Origin of the sequence: Streptomyces poonensis, from assembly GCF_014650915.1 — a bacterium.
In the GTDB taxonomy this organism is placed as follows: domain Bacteria; phylum Actinomycetota; class Actinomycetes; order Streptomycetales; family Streptomycetaceae; genus Streptomyces; species Streptomyces poonensis.
On sequence record NZ_BMVW01000002.1, the window covers coordinates 178,766 to 204,803 of the forward strand.

22 protein-coding genes and 3 pseudogenes are annotated in these 26,038 nt (G+C 71.2%); 12 read left to right on the forward strand and 13 right to left on the reverse strand.

Annotation, left to right across the window (positions count from 1 at the left end):
- Window positions 1-41: 41 nt before the first annotated feature.
- Window positions 42-317: a hypothetical protein gene (locus tag IE242_RS07720; RefSeq protein ID WP_189856717.1), complete on the reverse strand. Its 276-nt coding sequence runs from the start codon at window positions 315-317 to the stop codon at window positions 42-44.
- A gap of 157 nt (window positions 318-474) precedes the next feature.
- Between IE242_RS07720 and IE242_RS07725 the strand changes: the two genes are divergently transcribed.
- Together IE242_RS07725 and IE242_RS07730 are read left to right on the forward strand one after the other, a co-directional pair.
- Window positions 475-1,545 (forward strand): hypothetical protein, encoded by a 1,071-nt coding sequence (locus tag IE242_RS07725; RefSeq protein WP_189856719.1) that lies wholly within the window; start codon window positions 475-477, stop codon window positions 1,543-1,545.
- Entirely contained in the window at window positions 1,542-3,134 is a 1,593-nt protein-coding gene (locus IE242_RS07730; RefSeq protein ID WP_189856721.1) for an ABC transporter substrate-binding protein, read from the forward strand. Before IE242_RS07725 ends, IE242_RS07730 begins: the two co-directional genes overlap by 4 nt.
- Window positions 3,135-3,387: 253 nt before the next feature.
- On the opposite strand, the gene IE242_RS07735 is transcribed toward IE242_RS07730, so the two are convergent.
- The 3 genes from IE242_RS07735 to IE242_RS07745 form a co-directional block, all read right to left on the reverse strand.
- Window positions 3,388-4,722: an enolase C-terminal domain-like protein gene (locus tag IE242_RS07735; RefSeq protein ID WP_189856723.1), complete on the reverse strand. Its 1,335-nt coding sequence runs from the start codon at window positions 4,720-4,722 to the stop codon at window positions 3,388-3,390.
- 56 nt (window positions 4,723-4,778) lie between these two features.
- A complete protein-coding gene (locus IE242_RS07740; protein WP_189856725.1) occupies window positions 4,779-6,116 on the reverse strand; it encodes a gluconate:H+ symporter in 1,338 nt (445 codons plus the stop codon).
- 697 nt (window positions 6,117-6,813) lie between these two features.
- Window positions 6,814-7,689, reverse strand: coding sequence for a LysR substrate-binding domain-containing protein (locus IE242_RS07745; protein ID WP_189856727.1), 876 nt, complete (start codon window positions 7,687-7,689; stop codon window positions 6,814-6,816).
- Window positions 7,690-7,963: 274 nt separating this feature from the next.
- On the opposite strand from IE242_RS07745, the gene IE242_RS07750 reads away from it, so the two are divergent.
- Together IE242_RS07750 and kdgD are read left to right on the forward strand one after the other, a co-directional pair.
- Complete coding sequence (locus tag IE242_RS07750; protein ID WP_189856729.1) at window positions 7,964-9,145, forward strand: L-talarate/galactarate dehydratase; 1,182 nt, start codon at window positions 7,964-7,966, stop codon at window positions 9,143-9,145.
- Between the two features lie 138 nt (window positions 9,146-9,283).
- On the forward strand, window positions 9,284-10,210 hold the full coding sequence (gene kdgD / locus IE242_RS07755) for a 5-dehydro-4-deoxyglucarate dehydratase (RefSeq protein WP_189856731.1): 927 nt from the start codon (window positions 9,284-9,286) through the stop codon (window positions 10,208-10,210).
- Window positions 10,211-10,231: 21 nt separating this feature from the next.
- On the opposite strand, the gene IE242_RS07760 is transcribed toward kdgD, so the two are convergent.
- Together IE242_RS07760 and IE242_RS07770 are read right to left on the reverse strand one after the other, a co-directional pair.
- Window positions 10,232-10,648, reverse strand: a complete 417-nt coding sequence (locus IE242_RS07760) for a MerR family transcriptional regulator (RefSeq protein ID WP_189856733.1) — start codon at window positions 10,646-10,648, stop codon at window positions 10,232-10,234.
- A 193-nt stretch (window positions 10,649-10,841) separates the two neighbouring features.
- Window positions 10,842-11,159 (reverse strand): annotated as a pseudogene (locus tag IE242_RS07770) (IS110 family transposase); the annotation flags it as partial.
- A gap of 790 nt (window positions 11,160-11,949) precedes the next feature.
- Between IE242_RS07770 and IE242_RS07775 the strand changes: the two are divergent.
- Both IE242_RS07775 and IE242_RS07780 read left to right on the forward strand, forming a co-directional pair.
- Window positions 11,950-12,375 carry a cupin domain-containing protein gene (locus tag IE242_RS07775; RefSeq protein ID WP_189856734.1) on the forward strand — a complete coding sequence of 142 codons (426 nt, stop codon included), beginning with the start codon at window positions 11,950-11,952 and terminating at the stop codon, window positions 12,373-12,375.
- Window positions 12,376-12,556: 181 nt separating this feature from the next.
- Window positions 12,557-13,306, forward strand: coding sequence for an SDR family oxidoreductase (locus IE242_RS07780; protein ID WP_189856736.1), 750 nt, complete (start codon window positions 12,557-12,559; stop codon window positions 13,304-13,306).
- 144 nt (window positions 13,307-13,450) lie between these two features.
- Here the strand turns inward: IE242_RS07780 and IE242_RS07785 are convergent, their stop codons facing one another.
- Both IE242_RS07785 and IE242_RS07790 read right to left on the reverse strand, forming a co-directional pair.
- Window positions 13,451-14,917: an MFS transporter gene (locus IE242_RS07785; protein WP_229858431.1), complete on the reverse strand. Its 1,467-nt coding sequence runs from the start codon at window positions 14,915-14,917 to the stop codon at window positions 13,451-13,453.
- A gap of 129 nt (window positions 14,918-15,046) precedes the next feature.
- Entirely contained in the window at window positions 15,047-16,483 is a 1,437-nt protein-coding gene (locus IE242_RS07790) for an MFS transporter (protein WP_189856738.1), read from the reverse strand.
- Between the two features lie 118 nt (window positions 16,484-16,601).
- On the opposite strand from IE242_RS07790, the gene IE242_RS07795 reads away from it, so the two are divergent.
- Window positions 16,602-17,120, forward strand: coding sequence for a winged helix-turn-helix transcriptional regulator (locus IE242_RS07795; RefSeq protein WP_189856740.1), 519 nt, complete (start codon window positions 16,602-16,604; stop codon window positions 17,118-17,120).
- 268 nt (window positions 17,121-17,388) lie between these two features.
- On the opposite strand, the gene IE242_RS07800 is transcribed toward IE242_RS07795, so the two are convergent.
- The 4 genes and pseudogenes from IE242_RS07800 to IE242_RS39085 all read right to left on the reverse strand — a co-directional run.
- Entirely contained in the window at window positions 17,389-18,861 is a 1,473-nt protein-coding gene (locus IE242_RS07800) for a Gfo/Idh/MocA family protein (protein WP_229858435.1), read from the reverse strand.
- 7 nt (window positions 18,862-18,868) lie between these two features.
- Window positions 18,869-19,081, reverse strand: coding sequence for a Beta-galactosidase C-terminal domain (locus tag IE242_RS07805; RefSeq protein WP_189857639.1), 213 nt, complete (start codon window positions 19,079-19,081; stop codon window positions 18,869-18,871).
- 75 nt (window positions 19,082-19,156) lie between these two features.
- Window positions 19,157-19,270, reverse strand: a pseudogene (locus IE242_RS39080) (beta-galactosidase trimerization domain-containing protein); the annotation flags it as partial.
- Window positions 19,271-19,344: 74 nt separating this feature from the next.
- Window positions 19,345-19,833, reverse strand: a pseudogene (locus IE242_RS39085) (beta-galactosidase); the annotation flags it as partial.
- A gap of 27 nt (window positions 19,834-19,860) precedes the next feature.
- Here IE242_RS39085 and IE242_RS07815 point away from each other — a divergent pair.
- Both IE242_RS07815 and IE242_RS07820 read left to right on the forward strand, forming a co-directional pair.
- Window positions 19,861-20,451, forward strand: coding sequence for a LacI family DNA-binding transcriptional regulator (locus IE242_RS07815; RefSeq protein ID WP_189856744.1), 591 nt, complete (start codon window positions 19,861-19,863; stop codon window positions 20,449-20,451).
- Window positions 20,452-20,512: 61 nt separating this feature from the next.
- Window positions 20,513-22,084, forward strand: a complete 1,572-nt coding sequence (locus tag IE242_RS07820; RefSeq protein WP_189856747.1) for a glycoside hydrolase family 43 protein — start codon at window positions 20,513-20,515, stop codon at window positions 22,082-22,084.
- A gap of 89 nt (window positions 22,085-22,173) precedes the next feature.
- Here IE242_RS07820 and IE242_RS07825 read toward each other — a convergent pair whose 3' ends face one another.
- A complete protein-coding gene (locus IE242_RS07825; protein WP_189856749.1) occupies window positions 22,174-22,929 on the reverse strand; it encodes an AraC family transcriptional regulator in 756 nt (251 codons plus the stop codon).
- A gap of 54 nt (window positions 22,930-22,983) precedes the next feature.
- On the opposite strand from IE242_RS07825, the gene IE242_RS07830 reads away from it, so the two are divergent.
- The 3 genes from IE242_RS07830 (at window position 22,984) to IE242_RS07840 (ending at window position 25,892) form a co-directional block, all read left to right on the forward strand.
- Window positions 22,984-24,276: an MFS transporter gene (locus tag IE242_RS07830; RefSeq protein ID WP_189856751.1), complete on the forward strand. Its 1,293-nt coding sequence runs from the start codon at window positions 22,984-22,986 to the stop codon at window positions 24,274-24,276.
- On the forward strand, window positions 24,261-24,734 hold the full coding sequence (locus IE242_RS07835; protein ID WP_189856753.1) for a carboxymuconolactone decarboxylase family protein: 474 nt from the start codon (window positions 24,261-24,263) through the stop codon (window positions 24,732-24,734). The genes IE242_RS07830 and IE242_RS07835 overlap by 16 nt, the downstream gene beginning before the upstream one ends.
- Before the next feature lie 225 nt (window positions 24,735-24,959).
- Window positions 24,960-25,892 (forward strand): RNA polymerase sigma-70 factor, encoded by a 933-nt coding sequence (locus IE242_RS07840; protein WP_189856755.1) that lies wholly within the window; start codon window positions 24,960-24,962, stop codon window positions 25,890-25,892.
- Window positions 25,893-26,038: the final 146 nt, after the last annotated feature.

Consider the following 26,038-nt stretch of genomic DNA (forward strand, 5'->3'; position numbering starts at 1 on the left):
GCGAGGAGACGGGTGGCCCGGGGAGCAGGAGCGCCGGGTGTTCATGGAACATCCTGCGGCACAGCCCGCGCGGCGACCCGGCGGTGTGGGTCGTGCGCACCCTCCGTTCCGAGTTCCTGGGCCCGATGACCGCGGACCACGACCTCGTCGACCTCGTCCACGGCCTTCTGGTCGTCGGCCCGTTGGTCGTCGGCCCCTTGGTCGTCGGCCCCTTGGTCGTCGGCCCGTTGCGGCGTGCGCCCCCGGACGGGCCCGACGGACCAGCTGGTGCTCGTCAGTTTGTCAGGGACGAACTCGGCGAGACCGATCGCGGACACCTCACGTCATCCCTCATGCAGTTCCGCGATCAAAACCTGACAGGTCGCCTGATTCCCTGCCGCCACCGCTCCATGCGCTCCTAAAGTGCTCCGCGATTCGACGCCATGCCGTGGGGAGGCGACACGCCATGGCGTGCGGTGACAACGGGGAGGGCGCGTGTCGGACGAAGCGGACTCGGTGCTGGGGCGCCTGACCGTCAGGGAACGGCTGCGGTGGGGAGGGGCGCGCTTCGGGCGGCGAGCCGGGGCGCTGATCCTGCAGATCGAGGGTGACGACGGCAGTTGGCCGCTCCGGTGGATCGACGGATGCCGGGGAGTCCTGCCGGTCGGCGTGACGGACGCGGTCGTGCAGGGCATGGACGAGGAGCAGGAAGTCGTCGCACTCCTGCGCGCCATGACGGACGGGTGCGGTTACGAGGGAAGACCGCCCTATGCGCTGCCCATCGTGTTTCCGCGCTTCGCCGCGGCCCGCACGGCGCTCTACGTCTGGCGTCCCGAGGACGGCCACAACCAGCACGAACAGCTCAACGACCTCATGCGCACCGTCAAGGAGGCCATCGCCCGGGCGAAGAGGCTCACCCTGCCGACGGCGCGCGAGCACCTGACGGCGGCGCTGCAGGGGCCTTTCGTGGCAGGACTGTTCAACGGGCTGGTCGGAGCCGTGCTGGACGTGGCCCATGTGGTGCGCTTCCCCCACCGCCGAGCGATGCGGTGGTTCCGCACCGTTCGTTTCCCAAACGCGAGGACCGACGCGATGACGTGCCATGCCCTGCGAGAAGGGCGGACGCAGTGGACGCCGGAGCAGAAGCAGGAACTGCTCGTCGAGGCACTGCTGGCCGACGTCGAGGCCCACTACGGGTTCTGGAGACGGCTGAACCGGGTCAGGCGTCCCGTGTTCCTCGTCCCCGACGTGGACACGCATCCGGCGCGGCGGGTCGTCCGCGACAGACTGCTCGCGGCGTACGACGGGAGGTCCCGGGAGCTGCATGCGTACCCCGTGGTGATCACGACCTGCCGGCCGGACGCCGCCACGCCGATGCGCGGCGCCCGCCCCGCCGTGCCGCCGGACCGCCTGGCGAACGAGATCCCGGCACGTTTCCGGGAGCGGGAGCGGGTGGCGAGGCTGCGCGTCGTCGATGCCGACGTGCCGATGCCGAGCCGCGTGGTCCGGCTCGCCCTGCGGCCCGCGTCCGTACAGCAGCCCGTCGTTCCGGGGAGCAGGTCATGAGGATCTGCCCTTCTCCGGGGCCCGTCACTGTCGGCGCGGTGGTGCTGGGCGTCCTGGCGGCAGGGCTCTGCCTCCACAGGTTGCCCGACGAGCCCGACCCCCCGCCCGCGTGCGGCAAGCACCTCGTCCTCCACGGCGACGACTGCCTGGGCGTCTCCGACGGCACGGACGTGTTCGCGTCCGGCGTGCCCGGCATGCGTCAGGTCTTCGCGCGCATCGCCGAGCAGAACAAGGCCGTCGCGGGAGAGAAGCACGCGACCGTCGCCCTGCTGATCCCGCTGGAATCGGACAGCCCCGCTGTGCGGCGGCAGATACTCAGCGAGGTGCAGGGCGCCTGTCTCGCACAGGCCCGGGCCAACGGCGAGGACGCCGCGAAGCCGCCCATCCGGCTCGTCCTCGCGAACCCGGGGCGCGAGTACCGGCACTGGAGGTACACGGTCGGCGAACTGCGGCGGCGGGAGCCCCACCTGAGGATCGTCGCGGGCTTCAACCTCAGCCTGGAGGACACCCGCGAGGCCATGGAGTACGTGACGAACACGCTGCGGGTCCCGGCCGTGGCGAGCCTGGTGACCGCGAGCGACTTCGCCAATCCCGAAGGGCGTGACGAGGTGCCGTTCCCCGGCCTGGCCCGGGCGATTCCCACCAGCGAGAAGCAGGCGGCAGCCCTGCTCCGGTTCGATCCCGGGCTCGTCGGCGCGGAGACCGCGCTGGTCGCCGACCACCGGCCGGAGGACAGCTACAACCGGGCCCTCCGGGAGGCTTTCACCGAGGCCAGGGAGGAGAACGGAAGGAGCGCCGGGATCCAGGACATGAGGTTCGTGTCGCCCGGCATGGAGAAGCCGGGCGTCACCGCGAACGAGTTCCAGGACTTCGCGGCCAACATCTGCCGGTCCAACGCCCGGGTCGTCTACTTCGCCGGCCGGGCCTTCCACCTCGAACTGTTCATCAAGAAGCTCGCCGGCGCCTACTGCCGGGAGAAGCGGTCCTACACCGTCATCACGGGCTCCAGCGCCACGACGCTCGACGAGCGTCTGGACGCGCGGGACCGCGCGCTGCTGAGCGGCGATCCGGGAGCGGGCAAGCCCTCGGTCTCGGTGCTGTACCCGGCTCCGGCACACCCCGACGCCTGGAGCACCGCGATCGCGGAGTGGAAGGCGGCGAAGGACGGGCGGAGAACACCGCCGGGTTACCTCACCGAGCCACAGGACGCCTTGGAGACGCTCCGTCGCGACATCGCGAGGGAGGCCGGGGGCATCGGCCCGGTGAGCCTCGACGACGGACGGACGATCATGACGCATGACGTCGTGCTGCTCGCCTCCGAGGAACTGGCCCGCGCGGCGCACACCAGCGGCACGGAGCTCCCCTCCGCGGACCGGGTCAGGAAGGATCTCGGCAAGCTGAACGCCGAGCTGCGGGTGGTGGGCGCCGGGGGCTGGACCTGCCTCACGAACGCGGGAAACCCCTATGACAAGGCCGTTCCCCTGGTCCGCCTCGTCCCCGCCTCCCGCCGGCTGACCCTCGAGGGAGTCGCCTGGCCGGAAGGACAGCCGCCCCAGGAGGACTGTGTCGTGCCGGCCAATCCCCAGTAGGCCGCACCGGTCCCGAGCGGGACTCCCTCACCGAGGAGCCCAGCCCTTTCCCGGCAGCCGGACGCCGGGATCGTCTCGGCTCTCCCGGCCTCGGTGTCCAGCTCGGCGCCCGGCCGGCGGCCGGGACCGGCGACGACCGCCGACGGCTCGCCGATGCCATCGGTCCGCGTCGGATCTGCCCGCATCTCGGCGAGGCCGACGGCTGCGGAGCCCGGGGCACAGGACCGCGGACTCCGCAGCCGTCGGCCTCGCCCTACCGCACCAGGCAGGGCCGCTTCGCGTCGAACTCCCAGCCCGGCACCAGGTACCGCATCCCGACGGCGTCGTCCCGCGCCCCCAGCGCCTTGCTCAGATAGAGCTCATGGGCGGCGAGGAGGCGGTCCATGTCGAGCTGGACGCCGAGGCCGGGGGCGTCGGGCACGGCGATCTCGCCGTCGACGATACGGGGCGGGGTGACGGTGAGCCGCTCCAGGCCCTCCTGCCATATCCAGTGCGTGTCCAGGGCGTTGTACGCGCCGGGCGCCGCGGCACCGCAGTGCGTGACCATGGCGAGTGAGATGTCGAAGTGGTTGTTGGAGTGGCAGCCCCAGGTCAAGCCCATCGCGTTGCACAGCTGAGCCACGCGGACGGACCCCTGCATGGTCCAGAAGTGCGGGTCGGCCAGCGGGATGGAGACCGACTGCAGGGCGAGGGCGTGGGCCAGCTGCCGCCAGTCGGTGGCGATCATGTTGGTCGCGGTGGGCAGGCCGGTCGCGCGGCGGAACTCGGCGAGGACCTCCCGCCCGGAGTAGCCGCCCTCGGCTCCGCAGGGGTCCTCGGCGTAGGCGAGCGTCCCGACCAGGGGCGTACAGAGTTCGATGGCCTCGCGCAGTGACCACGCACCGTTGGGGTCGAGGGTGATCCGGGCCTCGGGGAAGCGTTCCTTCAGCGCGCGTACGGCCTTGACCTCCTCGGCACCGTCCAGAACGCCGCCCTTCAGCTTGAAGTCGCGGAAGCCGTACAGGTCGTAGGTGGCCTCGGCCTGGCGGACGATCGCCTCCGGCGTCAGGGCCTCCTCGTGCCGGATCCGGTACCAGTCGGCGTCCGCGTCGGGCTCGCGGACGTACTCCAGGTCCGTACGGTCGGGGTCACCGACGTAGAAAAGGTAGCCCAGCACCCGCACCGAGTCGCGCTGCTGACCGTCCCCGAGGAGCGCCGCGACCGGCACGTCGAGGTGCTGGCCCAGGAGGTCCAGGAGAGCCGACTCCACAGCGGTCACGGCGTGCACGGTGGTCCGCAGGTCGAAGGTCTGCGCGCCGCGTCCGCCGGAGTCGCGGTCGGCGAAGCGGTCCCCGATCTCGCGCAGGACACGCTTGTAGTCGCCCACCTTCGCGCCGACCACGAGGGACTCGGCGTCCTTGAGGGTCTGCGTGATCTTCTCTCCGCCGGGCACCTCACCGAGGCCGGTACGGCCCTCGGAGTCCTTCAGGACGACGATGTTGCGCGTGAAGTACGGGCCGTGGGCGCCGGAGAGGTTCAGCTCCATGCAGTCGCGGCCCGCTACGGGGTAGACGGAGAACGCGGTGACGGTCGGCTGGGTGGTGCTCATGCTCTCTTCGAGTTCCTTGTGTAGGGGATGTGCGGGGTTCAGGGCGCGCGCAGTGGTCACAGGTTCAGCACTTCAAGGGCCCACTCGACCGCCAGGACGCCGCCCAGGCCGAGGACCGACAGCACGGTCGTGTAGGTGGTACGGACCTTGATGGCCTGGATGACCGACAGGTTGAAGTACTCCTTGAAGAGCCAGAATCCGGGGTCGTTGACGTGTGAGAAGGCGATGGAGCCGCAGGAGACGGCGAGCACCATCATCTCGGCGTGCGTTCCGCTGCCGGCGAGCAGGGGCAGCACCACACCGGAGGCGGTGACGACGGCGACGGTCGCGGAGCCGAGGGCGATCCGGAGGATGACGGCGATCAGCCAGGCGAGGACGATCGGCGAGATGGACCAGGAGTCGGTGACGTCCTTGATGTAGTCGGAGATGCCGCCCTCGACGAGGACGTTCTTGAAGGCTCCGCCGGCACCGATCACCAGCAGGATCATCGCCATCGCCTTGACCGCCGAGGTGCAGGAGGCGCTGACGTCCTCGAGGCTCCGGCCGATCCTCGGGCCGAACGCCCAGATCGCCAGGAGCAGGGTCAGCAGGAGTGCGACCGGCGCCGAGCCGATGAACGCGACGGAGTGCAGGAACGGGCTCTCGCCGCCGGCGGCCATGTCGGTCACCGCGGCGCCGGCGATCAGGATGACGGGGAAGAGCGCCACGAACAGCGACCAGCCGAGGCCGGGCATCTCCTCGTCGGTGAACTCACGCTCGCTGACCAGGCCCTGGGGGATGGAGGGGTTCATGGCCTTGATGAACGGCAGCCGCGGCCAGAGCAGCGCGATGAGCGCGCCGGCCGGGATCGCGATGAACAGGCCGTAGAACAGCGTCAGCCCGACGGAGGCGTGGAAGGTAGCGGCGACGGCGGTGGGACCGGGGTGCGGCGGCAGGAAGCTGTGCATGGTGGACAGCGAGATGGACATCGGCAGCCCGACCCACAGCAGGTTCGCCCCGGTGACCCTGACCAGGGTGAAGGCGATGGGCACGATGATGATGAAGGCGACCTCGTAGAACATCGTCACGCCGATGAGCATGGAGGTGACGACCATGGCTACCTGGACCCAGCGCGGGCCGAAGGCGTCGAGGAGTGTGCCGGCTATGCGCTGGGCGGCGCCGGAGTCGCCCATGATGCGGCCGACCATGGCACCCAGCCCGATGACGAGCATCGTGTCACCGATCTGCCCCCCGATGCCCTCGGAGAGGATGTCCGGGATGTCCACCACGGGTATCCCCTGGACCAGGGCGACCCCGACGGCGACCAGCAGGAGGGCCGCGAAGCCGTTGAGCTTCAGTCTGGTCATGAGCAGCAGCAGAACCACGACGCTGATTCCGACTACGACAAGTGGCATGTCAGTTCCCCTTTGAACTGTGGGTTGAGCAGCCGGGCCCCGGACGGCGGAGGCATGGCGGAGACATGTGGCGCGGCTGTGATGCGAAGCGAAGCGGGACGGCCGACCGGACGCGGTACGGCGGCGGTGGCTCGAGTGCCGTGGCGGCCGGCGGCGGAGCGGGGAACGAGCGGCGCGGGTGACGGCCCTGGAGGCTCCGAGCGGGCGGGGCGAGGGTCGGGTCTCTTCGCCGCCGCGGGGGCCGGCCCGGTCTACGGCGAGGGTGACCGGCCCGGGCGGCCGGTCGTCCCGGTCGTCATCGGCCGTCGGGCCGAGGACCGCCGTGGCCGGAGCGGTCCGTGGGCTCCGCACTGGGGGGTGTGTCCAGTGCCGCGCGTGAGGTGACCGGTAAGCGTGGCGCGTTGTGGTGCCGAAGGCCCTGGCCCGGGCCGGACACCCGGTGCGCAGCACACAGGCGTCGGCTCGGGACGGCGGTCGCCGGCTCGTCCTGCCGGGCGAAAGCGGGCATGGTCAATCTCCTAGACCTGGGTGATGCGACAGCAGCGCCGCGTGCGGTCCGAGCCACGGAACCGGTGGCTGAGTTGACCGTAGAGATCGTTTCGATTCACGTCTATGTCGAATTTTGTTGCGTGCAATACCTTCCTTGTATGACCGTTCCGTGACGCACATGTGTCCGGCGCACGCCATAGATGTCACGTCACAGATGTCGCAGTAGGGCATCCAGAGCCGGATTGTCGTTGTTCTTCCGCCATACGAAGTTCAGCTCGACCGGCTGCGGGTCCGGCAGCGCCAGCTGCCGGAAGACGATCCCGCCGTAACGCGTCCGGGCCGCGGCCTCGGGTACGAGGGCGATGCCCCAGCCGCCGTTGACGAGGTTCAGGATGCTGTGCACCTGCGCGAGGTACTGGGTGAAGACGGGCCGGACGTGGGCGGCCCGGAAGACGCTGATCAGCAGCTCATGGAAGTAACGGGCCTCGATGGGCGAGTACATGAGGAAGTCCTCGCCCTCCAGGTCCTCGATCCGCACGGGCCCGTGCGCGGCGGCCTTCGGGTGCTCCGCGGGAAGGGCGGCCAGCAGTCCTTCCCGCACGGCCGCACGGGTGGCGAGATCCGCGCCTGCGGCCGAGGGCCGGATCAGCCCGAGATCGAGCGAGCCCTCGCTGAGGGCCTTCAACTGGTCGCGGGTGACGAGCTCCTGCAGGACGATCTCCACCCCCGGCAGCGCCGCCCGCGCGGTCTTCAGGAGGTCGCCGAGGGCGGAGTAGGCGCTGGCGGCCGTGAAGCCGACGGCGATCGCTCCCGCCTCACCGGTGGCGACCCGGCGCACGGCGAGGGTGGCGTGCTCGGACTGGCGCAGGATGCGGCGGGCCTCGACCAGGAAGGCCCGGCCGGCCGGGGTGAGCCGGACGGTGCGGTTGGTCCGGTCCAGCAACTGCACACCCAGCTCGTTCTCCAGCAGCTGGATCTGCCGGCTCAGCGGCGGCTGGGTCATGTTCAGCCGCTCCGCGGCGCGGGTGAAGTGCAGTTCTTCGGCGACGGTCACGAAGCTCGTCAACTGGGCGAGGGTGAACATTGATGCTCTCCTGGTATGACGACATCCAAAATCTATGTTGGACGTGAATCATTCGTGACCGTAGCGTCAGATGTCGACAGGGAGCGACCCGGCCCGTGCCTCCGCCGCCGCCGGCGTGCGCCGGGCACGCGTGAGCCGCCGCCTGTCCGGCCCCGACAGCCACCGCACCCGCACCGCTCCGCATCCCTCGGCGCCCGCCGTGAGGGGGCGCGACACCGGAGCCCGGCCGCGGTCGCGGGCCGTGCACCGACCGCCTCAACCCGAGGGACTCGAAGTGGTGACCACGACACACACGACTCCGCATACCGCACACACCGAAGGCGAGGCCACACTGGACCGGATCGTCTGGCTGCGGCTGTCCTCGGTGGCCCTTCCGCTGGCCACGCCGATCAGTGACGCGAAGGTCTTCACCGGCCGTCAGAAGCCGATGACCGAGGTGGCCTTCCTCTTCGTGGAGATCGCCACCGAGCAGGGGCACGAGGGCGTCGGCTTCAGCTACTCCAAGCGCGCCGGCGGCCCCGGCCAGTTCGCCCACGCCAAGGAGATCGCCGAGAACCTGATCGGTGAGGACCCCAGCGACATCGGCAGGCTCTGGACCAAGCTGGTGTGGGCGGGGGCGTCCGTCGGCCGCAGCGGGCTGGCCACCCAGGCGATCGCCGCCTTCGACGTCGCCCTGTGGGACCTCAAGGCCAAGCGGGCCGGGCTGCCGCTGGCCAAGCTGCTGGGCGCGTACCGCGACTCGGTGCGCTGCTACAACACCTCCGGCGGCTTCCTGCACACCCCGACCGAGCAGGTTCTGGAGAACGCCACCGCGACCCTGGGCAGCGGCATCGGCGGCATCAAGATCAAGGTCGGGCACCCCGACGGCAAGTACGACCTGGCCCGCCTCACCGCGGTGCGCGAGCACATCGGCGACGACGTCCCGCTGATGGTCGACGCCAACCAGCAGTGGGACCGGCCCACCGCCCAGCGCATGGGCCGCGCGCTGGAGGAGTTCAACCTGGTGTGGATCGAGGAGCCCCTCGACGCCTACGACGCGGCGGGCCACGCCGCGCTCGCCGCCTCCCTGGACACCCCCGTCGCCACCGGCGAGATGCTGGCCAGCGTCGCCGAGCACGTGGAGCTGATCCGCCACAACGCCGCCGACGTCATCCAGCCCGACGCCCCCCGCATCGGCGGCATCACCCAGTTCCTCAAGCTGGCCGCGCTCGCCGAGCACCACCAGCTCCAGCTCGCCCCGCACTTCGCGATGGAGATCCACCTCCACCTGGCCGCCGCCTACCCGATCGAGCCGTGGGTGGAGCACTTCGACTGGCTGGAACCGCTGTTCAACGAGCGCCTGGAGATCCACGACGGACGCATGTACGTCTCGTCCCGGCCCGGCCTCGGGTTCACCCTCAGCGACCAGGCCCGCGCCTGGACGATCGCCGAGCAAGAGGTCGGCACCCGTCCCTGAGCCGCACCCCCGCCCTCGTACCCCGGCCGCGGCCGGCGTCCCCCGGGACCCGGCGCGGGCAGCGCCGACAACGGACAGCCGCGCTGCCCGCGCCGACACCACCATGACCTGTCGAACACGACCCGTCGGAGCAATCCCATGTCATCCCTCACTCCCGCAGAACTGGGCCACCGCGTCGGATCCGGACTGCTGTCCTTCCCCGTGACCCACTTCCGCGACGACCTCTCCTTCGACGAGGAGGCCTACCGCGAGAACATCGTGCGCCTGGCCCAGTACGACGTCGGCGGCCTGTTCGCCGCCGGCGGCACGGGCGAGTTCTTCTCCCTCACCCCCTCCGAGGTCGAACGCGTCGTGACCGCCGCCGCCGAGAGCGCCCCCGACGCCACGCCGATCCTGGCACCGGCCGGGTACGGCACCGCCACCGCGATCGAGTTCGCCGCGGCCGCCGAACGCGCCGGTGCCGACGGCATCCTGCTCTTCCCGCCCTACCTCACGGAAGCCGGCCAGGAGGGTCTCGCCCGGCACGTCGAGGCGGTCTGCCGCGCCACGTCCCTGGGCGTCGTCATCTACAGCCGCGCCAACGCCGTCTACTCCCCCGACACCGTCGCCCGCCTCGCCGACACCTGCCCCAACCTGATCGGTTTCAAGGACGGCGTCGGTGACATCGACACCATGACCCGTATCTACGCCCGCCTCGGCGAGCGCCTCACCTACATCGGCGGCCTGCCCACCGCCGAGACGTACGCCCTGCCCTACCTCCAGCTCGGCGTGACGACCTACTCCTCGGCCATCTTCAACTTCCTGCCCGAGTTCGCCCTCGCCTTCTACACCGCCGTCCGCGAGCGCCGGCACGCCGACGTCACCCGGATGCTCTCGGACTTCGTGCTCCCGTACACCGAGATCCGCAACCGCCAGGCCGGTTACGCGGTCAGCATCGTCAAGGCCGGCATGACCGCCACGGGCCACAGCGCGGGCCCGGTCCGCCCCCCGCTCACCGACCTGACCCCCCAGGAACTCGACGAACTCACCAACCTCATCGCCAAGCTGCCCGCCACCACGGCCTGACCCGTACGCGGAAGCGGCGGCTCATCCCGTCGGCAGCCTGCTGTCGACCAGCTGATCGAGCTCGGTGCGCAGTTTGGTGCACTCGCGCACCGGGTCCTCCGTCGGGCAGGTCAGCAGGTGCTCGAGCAGCCGCTGGGCCGCTTGCAGGTCGGCGATCTGTTTCCGGATCGAGGCGGCGAGCACCGCGCGGCCCGGGGGCCGGCCTTCCGGCGGCGGCTCGGCGATCAGTACGCCGGTGTCCGCGAGGGAGACCAGACCGTGCTGGTGCAGCCGCTGGATCAGGACCAACCGCCGCAACTCCCGCCGGCCGTAGCAGCGCACGTTCGCTCGTCGTCCGGCGGGAGGGAGCAGGCCCAGTTCGTCGTAGTAGCGCAACGTGGACACCGGCACGCCGAAGCGGCGCGCGACCTCACTGATCGAGTAACGCTGGTCCGTCATCCCATCAGCTTGAGCTCAAGCCGACTTGAGCGTGCAGGGTGGCGGCCAGTCGTGCGACGACGTCAGGAGGCCGCGTGATGCGTACCGAGAACGTGCCCGTACTGGTGGTGGGCGGTGGTCCGGTGGGGCTGACGGCGGGGATGTTCCTCGCCCACTGGGGCGTACGCCCGCTGGTGATCGACAAACGGGACCCGCTGTCCGCGCCGCCCCGCGCGGGCAGCAGCCTGCGCACGCGCCGCATGGCGAGTCCGGGCAGGTAGGCGACCTGGCAGCCCACGTCGCGTGCGACGGTCAGGGGCAGTGCGCCGATCGAGGCGGGCTGGTCCACGATCACCAGGACGGTGCCGAACTTGGTCTTCAGCCTGGTGAAGACGTCCCGCAGCTTCGGCTCGGTGTTGGGCAGTTGCCTGTCGAACACCTTCTTCCCGGCCGGGGTGAGGCCGTGCCCGTGGTGGGCGCTCTTGCCGACGTCCAGGCCGAGAAAGACGCCTATCTCGTCGTTGTCGTTCACGCCGTCCTCCCGGACGCATGTCGTGTGTGCTGGCCTGGGCGTTGGCGTCGTGCGCGCATCCACGTTATGCAGACCTGCCGCCCGCAAGCGGCCAGGTGTGGCACCAGGCCAGGCGGGAGTCGGACCTCTCATCAGCGTCTTCAACGGCGCCTCGCGGACCCGGTGACACCACCCCCCAGGTCATTGGTTCGACAGGGGGGACCATCATGCCGGGCCCGGAGGCCAGCGGCCCTCTTGCAGGGCCGCGAGAAACATAACGGGGGTTGCACCACGGCGTGCTTGCCGCTCAGCAGCGCCGCCCTGCCGTTCCGGTGGTGGAACTCCCGGGGTGTACCGACGTGCACCAGGTCGATGTCGTCGCGTCGCAGCATCCGCCGGTACGAGTCGGCGGAGCCGCCGAACAGCAATGCGCATTCTCGACGTCTCCCGGCTCCCAGCAGCTGCGCCCCGCCGGTGATGTGTCCGGTTCGGCGCTCACCGAGCATGCCGGGGCTCTGAAGAATGGGACCTCCCTCGGCCGTGCCCCGCGCCGCGTGCCGTCGGACTGTGCGCCGGGGTCCGGTGACCGTGGCCCCCTGAGGGCGGCGGTCAGGGCGCAGCGGCGGGTCGAGCGAGGGAAGGGGCGTTCCGTGCGCGAGGCGTACGAGCCCCTGGTCGTCGGCGAGGGTTCGGCGGACCGGGCCCGGCCGGCGGCAACGGCCCGAGCGGACAGCCGAACCGGACGATGCCCCGTACAGCCTCGACAGCCGGAACCGCAGGAAACGCCGGAACCCGCAGGAGGAGACCCGTCATGGCCCACACCGACGAGCAGCCGCGCTCGGAGGCATGGAAGACCGCGCTCACCGTGCTGCAGGAAGCCACCCCGCCCGTCATCCCGGAGGGCGCGCATGTGATGACCGTCCGGATCGAGTTCCCGCCCGGTGATCCGGGCACCCCGCCGCACCGCCATCCCGGGGGGCCGGCCTTCGGCTACGTACTGGAGGGCGAGATGCGCTTCGAGCTGGAGGGCGAGCCGGAGCGGATCGTCCGTGCCGGCGAGACGTTCTGGGAGCCCGGCGGGGACGTCATCCACTACCAGGACGGCAACGCCCGCGCCGACACGCGCCTGCGCTTCCTCGTCACCATGCTCTGCGTTCCGGGACAGCCCATGCTGGTCCTCGTCGACGACGATGAGCTGAAGCAGCGGGCGCACCTGCGCGCTCCCCGGCCGTCCTGACGGGTTCCCTCCCTCGTCGAGCAGGCCACCGAATCACCGTCCGGGCGCCGTCCGGACACCGGCAGAACGCGAGCAGAACGCCCGCGGCACTGCCCTCGGATCGCCCAGCCCGCAGCCCGCAGCCCGCAGCCCGCAGCCCGCAGCCCGCAGCCCGCAGCCCGCAGAACAAGGAGCACACGACGTGAAGATCGTGGTCATCGGAGGCACCGGCCTCATCGGCGGCAAAGTGGTCGGCAAGCTCAACGAGCGCGGGCACGAGGCGGTGCCCGCCGCGCCCGGTACGGGCGTCGACACCCTCACCGGCGAGGGCCTCGCCGCCGCGCTGGCCGGCGCCCAGGTGGTCGTGGACGTGGCCAACTCGCCCTCCTTCGAGGCGTCGGCGGTGCTGGACTTCTTCACCACCTCCACCCGCAACCTGCTGGCCGCCGAAGAGGCGGCGGGTGTGGGACACCACGTGGCGCTGTCGATCGTCGGCCTCGAGAACCTGCCCGACAACGGCTACTTCCGGGCGAAGGCGGCGCAGGAGCAGCTCATCAAGAAGGGGCCGGTGCCCTGTTCGATCGTCCGGGCGACGCAGTTCTTCGAGTTCGTCAAGGGCATCGCCGACACCGCCACCGACGGCGACACGGTGCGTCTGCCGCACGTGCTCTTCCAGCCCATGGCGGCCGACGACGTCGCCGAAGCGGTGTCCAGGACCGCCGCGGAGGCCCCGTTGAAGGGCACCGTCGAGGTGGCCGGACCGCAGCTGTTCCGCTTCGACGAGCTCGTCGCCGACGCGCTGCGCGCATGGCACGACCCGCGCACGGTCGTCCCCGACCCGCACGCCCGCTACTTCGGTTCCGAACTGGCGGAGCGGACGCTCGTCCCCGACGAAGGACGCGCCCACCTCGCCGGAACCCGCTTCGAGGACTGGCTGCGCCGCTCCTCCTGAGCCTTGCGGCAGCCGAGGGCCTGGGGCCGTACGGCACAGCCGAGCGCTTCGGGCCGTACGGCAGCCGAGGACAGCAGGCCGACGGCACCCGGCACCCGGCGTTCGTCGAGAGCCCGGGTTCGCCGTGGACTCCGTGGACGGATGTCAGCAGCGACGGGTCTGGTAGGGCACGGGTGCGGGTGTCGGCGGTCCGGGCGAGGTCGGGCAACCGATCAGGGCGACGACGAGGGTGAGCACGATGCCGCCCGCCACCACGAAGAAGGTGGTGCTGATTCCGTCCGCGGTGGCGATGCGCAGTCGTTCGCCCGAGAGGTCGTCGAGGCCGGCCGTCGCGATCAGTACGAGGACGGCCAGGCCGACCGCCGCACCCACGCCGGAGCTCGTCGAGGCGATGCCGGAGGCGATGCCCTGTTCACGGTCGGGGATTCCCGTGGCGGCCGTGATGAACATCGCGGTGAAGACCACTCCGTCGCCGATGCTCAGCGCCATGAGACCGGGGACCATTTCGAGGTACGAGCCGTCGGCGGAGATCGCGAGGCCGAGGGCGACAGCGCCGACCGCGCCCACGGCGAGGGCGGCGGTCAACGTGCCCTTGAGGCCGAACCGCGTCACCATCTGGCCTGCCATGGTCGAGGCGGCGACCACCACCACCGTGGGGACGAGGAAGCCGCCGCCGGTCTGCAGGGCGTCATAGCCCAGCACTTCCTGGAAGTAGATGGACAGGAAGTACAGCATCGAGCCGAAGGTGGCCATGAACAGGAAGGCGATGACGACGCCGGTGACCAGATTGCGGTTGGCGAGCAGCCGGGGCGGCATGAGCGGGTCGTGACCACGCCGTTCGATCATGGTGAAGACCGCGATCAGTACAAGGCCGGCCGCCCCGCTGACGAGGATGCGCGGTGACAGCCAGCCCCACACGGGGCCCTGGACGAGGGCGAGAACGATCAGCGTGACACCGGCGGTGACACTGAGCGCACCGGGCAGGTCGAAGGTGCGGCCCTTCTGGTGCCCCCCGTCCGCCGGGAGCAGCACAAAGGCGAGCACCAGCGCAGGACCTGCCAGGACGACATTGACCAGGAACACCGCCTCCCAGCCGAACGCCCGGGTGAGAAGGCCGCCGAGCAGCACACCGATCACGAGTCCCGTGGCCCCTGCTCCGCCCCAGATCCCCAACGCGCGGTTGCGCATGTGTCCTTCGGCGAACGTGGTGTTGACGAGTGCCAGCGTGGTGGGGAAGACGAGCGCTCCGCCGAGCCCTTGGAACGCGCGGGCGGCGAGCAGCATTCCGGGTCCGGTCGCGAGCCCGCCCGCGAGTGATGCCGCGGCGTAGAGAGCGAGACCGGTGACCAGGATGCGGCGGCGTCCCAGCAGGTCCGCGGCTCGGCCGCCGAACAGCAGGAAGCCGGCGGAGGCCACGGCATACGCGCTGATCACGGACTGCAGTGTCTGCGTCGAATACCCGAGGTCGCGCGCTATGTCCGGGAGGGCCACGACGACGATGTACTGGTCGAGCGAGACGATCAGCATGGCGAAGGACAGCAGCGCCAGTGCACCTGTCGCGCGGTTCCGGCCCAGGGCGTCGGGCGCGGACGACGTCTCGATGGGGCGCAACGGCACGGCTCCTGCTGGTCGGTCAGGTCTGCGCGCGCACGGACCGGAGATCTCGCACCGGTCCGGAGCGCTCGACTCCGAGAACGGACAGTCACCAATTGTTGGTGTAGCTCACCGCGAGCGACACCGTCAACGGCCGTTTGTCGCCACCTTCTCCCCGGCCGGCTCCGCCGCCACCCGCTCCGGTCCGCGCCCGCCGCGGCCGCGTCCCCGGACACCCGTCGCCACGGACACCGCCCCCAGGGCGACCATCACCACGGGCACCACCAACGCCGTCCGGAACGCCTCCAGCGGGGACGCGCTCCCGCTCGCGGCCGCCAGGCCGTGAACGGCCGTCACCGCCGAGATCGCCACCGCCGAGCCGAGCTGGGTCGCGGTGGTCAGCAGCCCGCCGGCGAGCCCCTGCTCCTCCTCCGCCACGCCGTCCGTCGCCGCGATCGTCAACGGCCCGTACGCCAGGGCGAAGGCCACTCCGGTGAGCAGCAGCATCGGGAACATCGCGGCGTACGTCCAGTCCGCGCCGGCCCGGAGGAAGAGCGCGTACGCGGCGGTGGCGGAGACGAAACCGCCGAGGGCGACGCGGACGTTGCCGAAACGGGCCACCAGCCGGGGGGTGAGGGTCGGCGCGAGGATCGCGTCCGCGCCCATCACCACCAGCGCCAGCGATGTCCGGAGGGCGGACCAGCCCAGCAGTTCCTGAAGGTAGAGGGTGAGGAGGAACTGGAAGCCGAAGAACGAGCCGACGAAGAGCATCGCGCCCAGGTCGGCCCGGACCGTCGCCGCGTTGCGCAGCAGACCGAGCCGGACCAGCGGCTTGGCGGTACGGCGCTCGATCGCCACGAACAGGCCGGTCAGCAGCGCTCCGGCCGCGAGGACACCGAGCGTCGCCCCCCAGCCGTCGAGGCCGTGCTCGAACCGTACGATCCCGTAGGCCAGCAGCAGCATGGCGCCCGCCACCGTCACCGCGCCGGCCACGTCGAAGCCTCCCGCTGCCCGCGCCGGACGGAGACCCTCCGGAACCAGCCGGACCGCCGCCACCAGCAGCACGGCCGCCAGCAGCACCGGGGCGAAGAACACCCACCGCCAGCCGAGCTGGTGGGTGAGCAGCCCGCCGATGACCATGCCGAGCGAGAAGCCGCCCGCGGCCGTGCCCGCGAAGACCAGCAGCGCTTTCTCGCGCTGCGGGCCCTCCGGGTACGACGTGGTGATGATCGACATGGCGGCGGGGGTCATGAACGCCGACGCCACGCCTGTCACGAAACGGGCCACGATCAGTGTCCAGCCGTCCTGGGCGAAGCCGCCGAGTCCGGAGAAGAGCAGGAAGACGGTGAGCCAGGTCAGGAACATCCGCCGGCGGCCGAGCAGGTCGGCCGCCCTGCCACCCAGCAGGGTGAAGCCCGCATAGCCGAGGACGTACGCGCTGAGCAGCCAGGAGGCCGTGCCGGTGGACAGGTCCAGGTCCGACCGGATCGAGGGCACGGCGACGGCGAGCATCGCGATGTCGATGCCCTCCAGGAAGACCGTGCCGCTGAGGACGAGCAGCAGTGACCAGGCACGTGCGGACATGGCTGTCTCCGGTGAGGTCAGGTGAGGTGGGCGGCGAGTGGCAGGTGCCGGACGGTTACCGGGGCGAGGGTCGGTTCCCTCTTGTAACCAAGGAAATCCTGCGGCAGCATAACGGGTCATGGAAGACGGCACTTCGAAGTCACCCGGTCACTGCCAAGTAACCGGCCCCGTCACGGAGTTCCCGGACACCGATCCCTTCCAGTGGGACGCCCGCGAGGACTGCGAGGTCAGGCAGATCCTCGACCGGGTGGCCGACAAGTGGTCGCTGCTGGTCATCGCCCTGCTCGACCGCCGCAGAATGCGTTTCACCGAGCTGCGCCGCGAGATCGACGGGGTCAGCCAGCGCATGCTCACCGTCACCCTGCGCCAGCTCGAGCGCGACGGCCTCGTGGAGCGCACCGTGCACCCGGTGGTCCCGCCCCGGGTGGAGTACGAGCTGACCCCGCTCGGCGCGACGCTGCACACCACCATCCGCTCCCTGGTCACGTGGACCGAGGAGCACCAGAAGGAGATCGCCGCCGCCCGCGCCGCCTACGACGCACGCGTGGCCCGGGAGGCGGCCATGCGAGACGCCACTCCCTCGGGACAGACCGCCACCGGACAGGCCACCACCGGGCACGCCGCCACCACCCGCTGACTCTTGACGGCGGTATGCGGTACCTGGTGAAGAGCCGCTCCGCCCGTCGCCCGTCAACCGTCAACCGAACCGATCGGCCAGGGCCGGCCTGGGGACGGCCGGCCCGGGCCGAGACGTGCCGTGCCGTTCCTCACCGTCTGGGTCGGTGACCTCGACGGCGACGGACGGTCGGAGGTCGGGCGGCACCGTGGAGGTCCGGTTCCCGGACGGCACGATCGAGCGGGTGCCCTCCCAGCGGCTCACGCCACCGCCCTCGGCTCCATGACGCTCACCGAGGGGCGTCCGCGGCGAGCGGCACCCCGAGTCCGAGATCCTCGACGAGTACCGGCCGACCGGTCAGCAGTGACTCGTTGGCGGCCACGCCCACGGCCACGGCCCGCACTCCGTCCAGGTACCCGGCCGCGCGGCCCAGGGGATCCGGTCCCCGCCGCAGGTCGCGGCGGAAGACGTCCTTCAGCAGGATGGCGTCGCCGCCGCCGTGGCCGCCGATGCCGTCCGGGACGGTGACCTCCTCGGCGCGGCGCCAGTGCCGCTGCACGATCAGCCGGTGCCCGGCGGGACGGACGAAGTCGTCGTCGGCCGCGTCCGGAGTGGCGGAGGGGTCCAGGAGGCTGTCGCCGTCGAACTCGATGTGGCCGCGCTCGACCACGCACAGTTCGGCTCGTCCCCGGGTGCCGTTGACGGAGACCCGGTAGCCCTCCCAGGGGCTGTGGGCGTTGAGGGAGTAGGTGAGGGTGGCGCCCCGGGCGTAGTCGACGAGGACGGACATGTTGTCCTCGATGGTGATGCCCGGGGCGAAGGGGTCCTGGTCACGGCGGTATCCGTCGTGGTGCTCGGCCCGGAGGTAGAGCGCCTCCAGGCGGGGGTCGTCCCGCAGGTCGAGGGAGAACGGGTCGCCCTCGGCCCCGGTGCCGCGTTCGGGGCGGGGGCCCATGCCGCGGGCGGCGGCGTTGGCGTCCCCGTAGAAACGCAGGGCGCCCGACGCGTAGACGCGCGTGGGGACGTCGTCGATCCACCAGTTGACGAGGTCGAAGTGGTGGCTGGCCTTGTGGACGAGGAGTCCGCCGGAGTTGGCCTTCTCCCGGTGCCAGCGGCGGAAGTAGTCGGCTCCGTGCAGGGTGTCCAGCACCCATTCGAAGTGGACGCCGGTGACCTCGCCGACGGTCCCGTCCGCGATGACCTGACGCAGGGCCGCATTGCGGGGCGCGTAGCGGTAGTTGAACGTCATGACGACGTCCTTGCCGGTGTCGGCGACGGCCCGGGTGATCCGCCGGCAGCCGGCGGCGTCGGTGGTGAGGGGCTTCTCGACCACGACGTCGGCTCCGGCGCGCAGGCTGCGGTCGACGAGTTCCGCGTGGGTGCGGTCGACACTGGTGACGACGACCGTGTCGACGGACTGCTCGGTGACCATGCGCTCCAGGTCGGCGGGGGTGTAGCGGGGCAGTCCCGCGGGTGCGCCGCCACCGAGGGCGTGTCCGGCCTCGGCGTCGTAGTAGTCGATGCGGGCCGGGTTGGGGTCCAGCCAGGCGACGAGTTCACCGACGTCGGCGTGCTCGCCGGTGAGGGCGGCGACGTACATGCCGGCGCGGTGTCCGGTGCCCGCCACCGCGTACCGCCGCCGGGGCCGGCCGGCGGGCAGCGGCGCGAAGTCCGGTACGACGCCGGGTCCGGGTGTCGTGCCGGCGCCCACCGCCGGCAGGGGGGCGGTGGGATTCTGGTCGATGGGGCTGTACTCGGTCACAGGGTCTTCAGTGCCTTTCGGTGGTCGGACGGCTGCGCAGCATCAGGACGCCCGCGGCGTCGAGGCGCACCATGTCTCCCCCGGCCAGCGTGCGGCCGGAGAGCGCGTCGGTGCCCGCGCGCCGGAGCTCCAAGGTGACGGGCTCGTCGAGGTGGTTGAGGAAGAACAGGAAGGAGTCGCTCTCCGTGTGACTTTCAGTTACCTCGACGCCCCGTGGCACCTCATGCACCGGCTGGACGCCCGCCCGGTCGAGGACCGCGCGGACGACCTGTTCCAGAGCATCCTCTTCGAGGCTGGTGCCCAGGTAGACGGCCGTCCCCTCGCCGAGCGCATGGTCGAGCACGGCCGGGCTGCCCGAGAGGTGACCGTCGGTGTAGGTGGCCGCGGGCCGCCCGGTCTCGGCGGCCAGGTCGTCCTGCCAGGTCGAGGCCCGGGCGTGAAGTCCTCGCCGAGGAGGGAGCCGACCACTCCCCGGACACCGGCCGTGGTGCCGGGAGCGAGCGGAGACAGCTCGCGTAAGTGTCCCCCGATGACATCCCGCAGGCCGCCGGGGTGGCCGTTCGCGTGCACGCGGTCGTTCTCGTCCACGATGCCGGAGAAGTACGACACCAGGACATGACCACCCGCCCTGACGAAGGCGTCCACCGCCTCGCGCTGCGCCTCGCTGAGCAGGTACTGGTTCGGTACGACGAGAACCCGGTGGCGGCTCAGGTCGTCGTCGAGACACACCACGTCCACGGCCACGTGGGCGTGCCACAGGGCCCGGTAGTGACTGGAGACCACTTCCTGGTAGCTGTAGGAGTCGAGCGGGTGGTAACAGCCCTCGACCGCCCACCAGTTCTCCCAGTCCCAGACGATGGCCACCTGTGCCGTGGTGACGCCGGTGACCACCTCGTCCAGCGCCGTCAGTTCGTTGCCCAGTGCCCGGACCTGCTGCCAGCCACGGGTGGACTCACCGCCGTGCGGCAGCATGGCCGAGCGCGGCTGTCCGAACGCTCGATGTCGGGTAGCACCCCCATCGCCGTCTCGGCGGACTACGACGACCGGATGCGCGGCATCGGCGAACTCGCCGACGCGTCGGCCATGGCCGAGATCGTCGAGCGGCCGGCCCGGCAGGGACACCGCCGTTTCCTGCACCTCGCCGGCGACTACGCCCACACCTCCGCCCGATGGCGCAAGCAGGTGTACCTGGAGACGATCGAGCGCCTCGGACTGGAGTCGTACGGCGTCGTGGACTGCGACTGGCAGGCGGAGAAGGGCCGCCTGGCCGTGCGCGAACTGCCGGACGACAGCGGGGTCACCGCCGTCGTCTGCGCCAACGACCTGCTCGCCACGGGCGCCATCCGCGGCGCCGTGGAGCGCGGCTGGCGGGTTCCCCGGGACCTGAGCGTCACCGGCTGGGACGACAACCCGCTCGGTGCGGCCATGATGCCCTCCCTCACCGCCGTGTCGGTCGACCACGAGCGGCTCGGGCGCCGTGCCGTCAGGCGTCTGCTGGCCGTACTGCGGGACGAGCCCGAACCCGAGGAGAATGACGCGATCACCGCTGTGGTGTGGCGCGAGTCGACGGCTCCCGCACCTGGGCGCTGACCGCGGCGGCGCACAAGAGCGTCGACCGAAGAGACGGAAGAGGACGTATGGGAGAGGACGTATGACCGAGGCCGTGCTCCGCAACCCGGTGATTCCCGGATTCATGCCGGACCCGAGCATCTGCCGCGTGGGCGAGGACTACTACCTGGCGGCATCGAGCTTCGAGTACTTCCCGGGCGTACCGATCTGGCACAGCCGGGATCTGGTGCACTGGGAGCTGATCGGCAACGCCCTGGACCGGCCCGATCAGCTGCGCCTTCCCCCCGACATGCCCTCGTCCGGAGGCGTGTACGCCCCGACCCTGCGCCACCACGACGGACGCTTCTATCTGGCCACCACCGTCGTGGGCGGCGCCGGCAACATCATCGTCACCAGCGAGGACCCCGCCGGCCCGTGGTCCAAGCCGGTCCTGGTCGACCTGCCCGGCATCGACCCCGACCTCGCCTGGGACGACAACGGCGACTGCTGGTACACCCGCGCGGGCGTCAGCACCGTACGCATCGATCCGGACACCGGCACCGTGTTCGGCGAGCCGGTGTCCGTCTGGTCCGGCACCGGTCTGCGTGCCCCCGAAGGCCCGCACCTCCACCACATCGGGCGGTACTGGTACCTGCTCATCGCCGAAGGCGGCACCGAACGGAGCCACGCCATATCCGTCGCCCGCGGTACCTCGCCGCAGGGCCCCTTCGAACCCTGCCCCTCCAACCCCCTCCTGACCCACAGCGGCCACGACCACCCCTTCCAGAACACCGGCCACGGTGACCTGGTCCAGGCGCACGACGGAACGTGGTGGATGGTCCTGCTGGGCGTGCGGCCGCGCGGCCGCACCCCGTACTTCCACGGGCTGGGGCGCGAGGTCTTCCTCGCTCCCGTCCGCTGGGAGGACGACTGGCCTGTGGTCGGCCCGCTCCAGGAACAGGGACCGGCTCCCGCGCTGACGTCCACGGAAGCGCCGCCGCCCGAGCCGGCCACGGACCACTTCGACGGCGACCGTCTCGCCGCCCACTGGGTGTCCGTGCGCGAGCGGGACGAGGAAGCGGTCCGTCTGGACGAGCGGCCGGGCTGGCTGACCCTCCACGCGCGCGGGACCACACTCGACCGGCCGGGAACCGTGTTCGTCGGACGGCGCCAACGCCATCCCGACTGCACCGTCCGCGCCCGCGTCGACGCCACCGGTGGGCAGGGCGGTCTCGTGGTGCGCATGGACGAGGCGCACCACTACGAAGTGGAGGCCGACCCGGATTCCGGCGAGCTCCGCGTGATCGCCCGCATCGGACCTCTCCGGCAGGTGGTGGGACGGGGACCGCTCCCCGGAGAACCGGTGCTCCGCGTCGACTTCAGGACGTCCGACATCCTTCCGCCGTCACTCACCGAGGCGCCCGGCCCCGGTGACGACCCGACCGGAACCGAGCCCGGGGCACCCGACACCATCTCCCTGGGCTACGAGTCCGACGGGCGGCACGTGGTCCTCGCCGAACTCGACGGACGCTATCTGACCAGCGAAGTCACCACCGGCTTCACCGGCCGGGTCATCGGCATGTACGTGACCGAGGGCACCGTCGCCTTCGACTGGTTCGCCATGACCCACGCGACCGACTCGACCGACGCGGCCGACGCGGCCGACGCGACGTGACCGACGGGTCCTGAACGGCAAGGGGCCGGGAGCCCACGAGGCTCCCGGCCCGGCAGCGGCGGTCTGCGACACGCTGCCGTCGGCGGCTGTCAGCTTTTGGGGTGGGTGCCCGGCGTATGGCCGAAAGTGCGGCGGAAGACATCGATGAAGGCACTGGCGGACGACCAGCCGCATCGGTGCGCGACCGTGGTGACCGGCGTGTTCTCGGCCAGCAGGACCAGTGCGTGGTGGAGCCGCAGCTGAGTGCGCCACTGGGGGAACGTCATGCCGAGGTCGCCGCGGAACCGCCGGGACAGCGTACGGTCGCTCGCCCCGACGGTACGGCCCAGTTCGGCGAGGGTGCGGCGGTCGGACGGGTCCGCTCGGAGGATGTCGCACAGCGCCCGCAGCAGGGGATCGGCCGGGGTGGGCAGGTGCAGCGGCTCCTGGGGTGCGGCCCGCAACCGGTCGATCAGCACGGCGCGCAGACGAACCCGTGGAGGGCTGTCGTCCATCAGGGTCTCCGCCGAGGTCCGGGTGTAGGCGACGATCAGTTCGCGCAGCAGCGGTTCCACCGCGAGGACGGTCGGGGAGTCGAGCCCCAGTGGGTTCTCGGTGGCGGGCAGCCCGACCAGGTGCAGCCGGAGTTCGCCGTGAGCCTGGTGGGCGTGGACGGTCCCGGCGGGTACCCAGAGGGCGCGGGTGGCCGGGGCGACCCAGGAGCCCGCGCCGGTGGTGACCGCGACCACTCCGCGGCCCGCGTAGACGATCTGGTGGTCGTCGTGCCGGTGGGCGTCGATCGCGGCGCCCGGGGCGAGGCGCTGGGTTCGGGTGGGGGCGATCGGCTCGTGGCGGATTTCCGTCATCGCCTGGCAGGTTAACGGAAGCGTGCCACGGCGTCAGGCACTCATCCTGACGGGGTGCGAAGGAAGCGAAGGTTCTCATCGATCACCCTGCTGTCCGTCGGGCACGCCTGCGTCGACGTATACCAGGGCGCTGTGGCGTCCCTGGTGCCGTTCTTCGTCACCGAGCGCGCCTACGGTTACGCCGCCGTCTCGGGCATCGTGCTGGCCGCCTCCCTGTTGTCGTCGGTAGCGCAGCCGGTGTTCGGTGTGCTGACCGACCGCCGGGCGATGCCCTGGCTGCTGCCGGTCAGCACGCTGCTGGGCGGTCTGGGTGTCGCGCTGAGCGGGCTCGGCGGCTCCTACGCACTGACCCTCGCGTCCGTGGCGGTGTCCGGGGTGGGCGTGGCCGCCTACCATCCCGAGTCCGCCCGGGTGGCCCGAATCGCCTCCCGGGGCAGTCACCGCGCGATGGGCTGGTTCTCCCTGGGCGGCAATCTCGGCTTCGCCCTGGCCCCGCTCATGGTCGCCGCGGTCGTCGGCACCGGTGGTCTGCGCCTGACGCCGATCCTGGTCCTGCCGGCGCTCGTCGGCGCCGTCCTGTGTCTGCCCGTCCTGCGCGCGGCGGAGCGGCGCACGTCCGCCGCGACGGGCGCGGTGAGCGCGGCCGGGGACGACCGGGCCTCGTTCATGAGACTGTCGCTGGCCGTGGTGTGCCGGTCGGTCGTCTTCGTCGGTCTGAGCACCTTCGTCTCCCTCTACGTCACCGAGCGCATGGGCGGCAGCACGGCGGCGGGCACCGCTGCCCTGTTCGTGCTCTACCTCGGCGGCGCGGCGGGCTCCGTACTGGGCGGGGCCCTGGCCGACCGCTGGGACCGGGTCACCGTCTCGCGCTGGTCGTATCTGCTCACCGCCGGTTCCGTGGCGGGCCTTCTCCTCGTACCGGGCCCCGCGCTGTACCTGTTCGTCGCAGTGACCTCGGCCGGCCTGTACGTCCCGTTCTCCCTGCAGGTCACCCTCGGGCAGGACTACCTGCCCTCCCGCGTCGGCACCGCCAGCGGCATCACGCTCGGGCTGACCGTCAGCATCGGCGGCCTGGTCAGCCCGCTCATCGGCGGCCTCGCCGACGCGACCTCCCTGCGCACCGCCCTGACACCGCTCGTGCTGCTGCCCGTGCTCGGCTGGCTGCTCTTCCGCACCCTGCCCGAGCCCGCCCCGCCCCCGTCGCGGAGTTCGGCAGGCCCTGCCCCGGCGAGCCCTCAAGGAGAGACTCACGTCACATTCGCCCATGTCACAGGGGATCGGGCTACCTCGTCTCAGGAGATGAAGGCACCCATCACCACCGAGGAGCACACATGGACGCGCGACTGAACTACTTCGCCGACCCGACCGCCGGCAAGGCCCTCAAGCACCTCATGGCGGCGGGCAGGACGCTCAAGGAGTCACCGCTGCCGGCCGCCACGCAGGAGCTGGTCGCACTGCGTGTGAGCCAGATCAACGGCTGCGCCGTCTGCATCGACATGCACACCAAGGACGCCGCCGCTGCCGGGGAGACCGCGGTGCGGCTGCACCTGGTCGCCGCATGGCGGGAGGCCACGGTCTTCACCGAGGCCGAGCGTGCGGCGCTGGAGCTGGCGGAGGCGGGGACCCGGGTCGCGGATGCGGCCGGCGGTGTCGGCGACGAAGTGTGGGCGCACGCCGCCCAGCACTACGATCAGGAGCAGCTCGCCGCTCTGGTGCTCCTGATCGCCTTCATGAACACGGCCAACCGGCTGAACATCATCGCCCAGCAGCCGGCCGGCGACTACGAGCCCGGGCAGTTCCACTGATCGTCGGACGCACGGGGACGAGCACAGGCACGAGCACAGGCACGTGCTGAGGCACAGGCACGTGAGTACGTGCACAGGCAATCGGCCCGGGGGCCGGCTCCGGCCCACCGGGCCCCGGACTCGGCAGCACTCCTGTGGCCTGCCGATGGTCCGGGTGGTCAGGAGCGACTGCCTGCGCCGGCGAGTACGGCCGGACGGGCGGGCTTCAGGGGGAGGGGTGTCTGCGTGAGCAAGACCGAGAAGGCCGAGGAGTTCGAGGAGTTGCGGCCGCTGCTGTTCTCGATCGCCTACCGCATTCTGGGCAGCGTGGGCGAGGCCGAGGACGCGGTGCAGGAGACGTGGCTGCGCTTCGACGGCTCGGCGACCCGGCCCGCGTCGGCCAAGGCCTTCCTGTCGGCCACGGTGACGCGTATCTCGATCGATGTGCTGCGCTCCGCGCGGGTGCGACGGGAGGAGTACATGGGCCCCTGGTTTCCCGAGCCGCTGCTGAACGATCCCTACCAGGATCCGGCGCGGGCGGTGGAGCTGGCCGACTCGGTGTCGATGGCGGCGCTGCTGCTGCTGGAACGGCTCAGTCCGCTGGAGCGGGCGGTGTTCGTGTTGCGGGAGGTCTTCGGCTTCGGGTTCGACGAGGTCGCCGCCGCGGTGGGGAGGTCGGAGGCGGCGTGCCGGCAGTTGCTGGTGCGGGCGCGGCGGCACATGGAGGCCGGGCGACCGCGCTTCGCGGCGGACCGGCAGGAACGGCAGGAACTGGCGACGCGGTTCTTCGACGCCCTTCGCGAAGGCGACGTCACCGGCCTGCGGGAACTGCTCGCCGCGGACGTGTCGTTCGCCGGCGACGGCGGCGGCAGGGCGCCGCAGCTGGCCAGGGCCGTCATCGGCGCCGCGAACGTGGCCCGGCTGCTCGGCTCCCTCCTCCCCTTGATGGCCCGGGTCGACGTGACGTTCGAGCGGCACGAGGTCAACGGCCAGCCGGGGGCGATCTTCCGCGACCGGGACGGCAAGGTGCTCCACTCCCTGGTGCTCGATGTGCTCGACGGGAAGATCCAGACGATCCGCTCGGTGATCAACCCCGACAAGCTCGGACACATCGGGCCGGTCGCCGACGTCTGGGCGGTCCACCGCGCAGTACAACAGGCCCGCCGATCGACGCGATGACCGCGACAGCCGTCCGTACGTCGCCGAGGCAGGAACGAAAGTCAGACACGAAAGTCAGGAACGAAAGGCGGGCGCGAAAGGGAGGCTCGAAAGGCGGGCCGAAAGCCAGCGCCCAAAGAGAAAGGCAAGGAGGTCGTCTCCTTGCC

Coding starts and splice junctions, on each gene's coding strand:
- IE242_RS07745 (WP_189856727.1), bottom strand. CDS start 7,689: ATGTTCACCCTCGCCCAGTTGACGAGCTTCGTGACCGTCGCCGAAGAA.
- IE242_RS07735 (WP_189856723.1), bottom strand. CDS start 4,722: ATGAGCACCACCCAGCCGACCGTCACCGCGTTCTCCGTCTACCCCGTA.
- IE242_RS07790 (WP_189856738.1), bottom strand. CDS start 16,483: ATGTCCGCACGTGCCTGGTCACTGCTGCTCGTCCTCAGCGGCACGGTC.
- kdgD (WP_189856731.1), top strand. CDS start 9,284: ATGTCATCCCTCACTCCCGCAGAACTGGGCCACCGCGTCGGATCCGGA.
- IE242_RS07825 (WP_189856749.1), bottom strand. CDS start 22,929: ATGACGGAAATCCGCCACGAGCCGATCGCCCCCACCCGAACCCAGCGC.
- IE242_RS07775 (WP_189856734.1), top strand. CDS start 11,950: ATGGCCCACACCGACGAGCAGCCGCGCTCGGAGGCATGGAAGACCGCG.
- IE242_RS07730 (WP_189856721.1), top strand. CDS start 1,542: ATGAGGATCTGCCCTTCTCCGGGGCCCGTCACTGTCGGCGCGGTGGTG.
- IE242_RS07820 (WP_189856747.1), top strand. CDS start 20,513: ATGACCGAGGCCGTGCTCCGCAACCCGGTGATTCCCGGATTCATGCCG.
- IE242_RS07815 (WP_189856744.1), top strand. CDS start 19,861: ATGTCGGGTAGCACCCCCATCGCCGTCTCGGCGGACTACGACGACCGG.
- IE242_RS07835 (WP_189856753.1), top strand. CDS start 24,261: ATGGACGCGCGACTGAACTACTTCGCCGACCCGACCGCCGGCAAGGCC.
- IE242_RS07795 (WP_189856740.1), top strand. CDS start 16,602: ATGGAAGACGGCACTTCGAAGTCACCCGGTCACTGCCAAGTAACCGGC.
- IE242_RS07740 (WP_189856725.1), bottom strand. CDS start 6,116: ATGCCACTTGTCGTAGTCGGAATCAGCGTCGTGGTTCTGCTGCTGCTC.
- IE242_RS07760 (WP_189856733.1), bottom strand. CDS start 10,648: ATGACGGACCAGCGTTACTCGATCAGTGAGGTCGCGCGCCGCTTCGGC.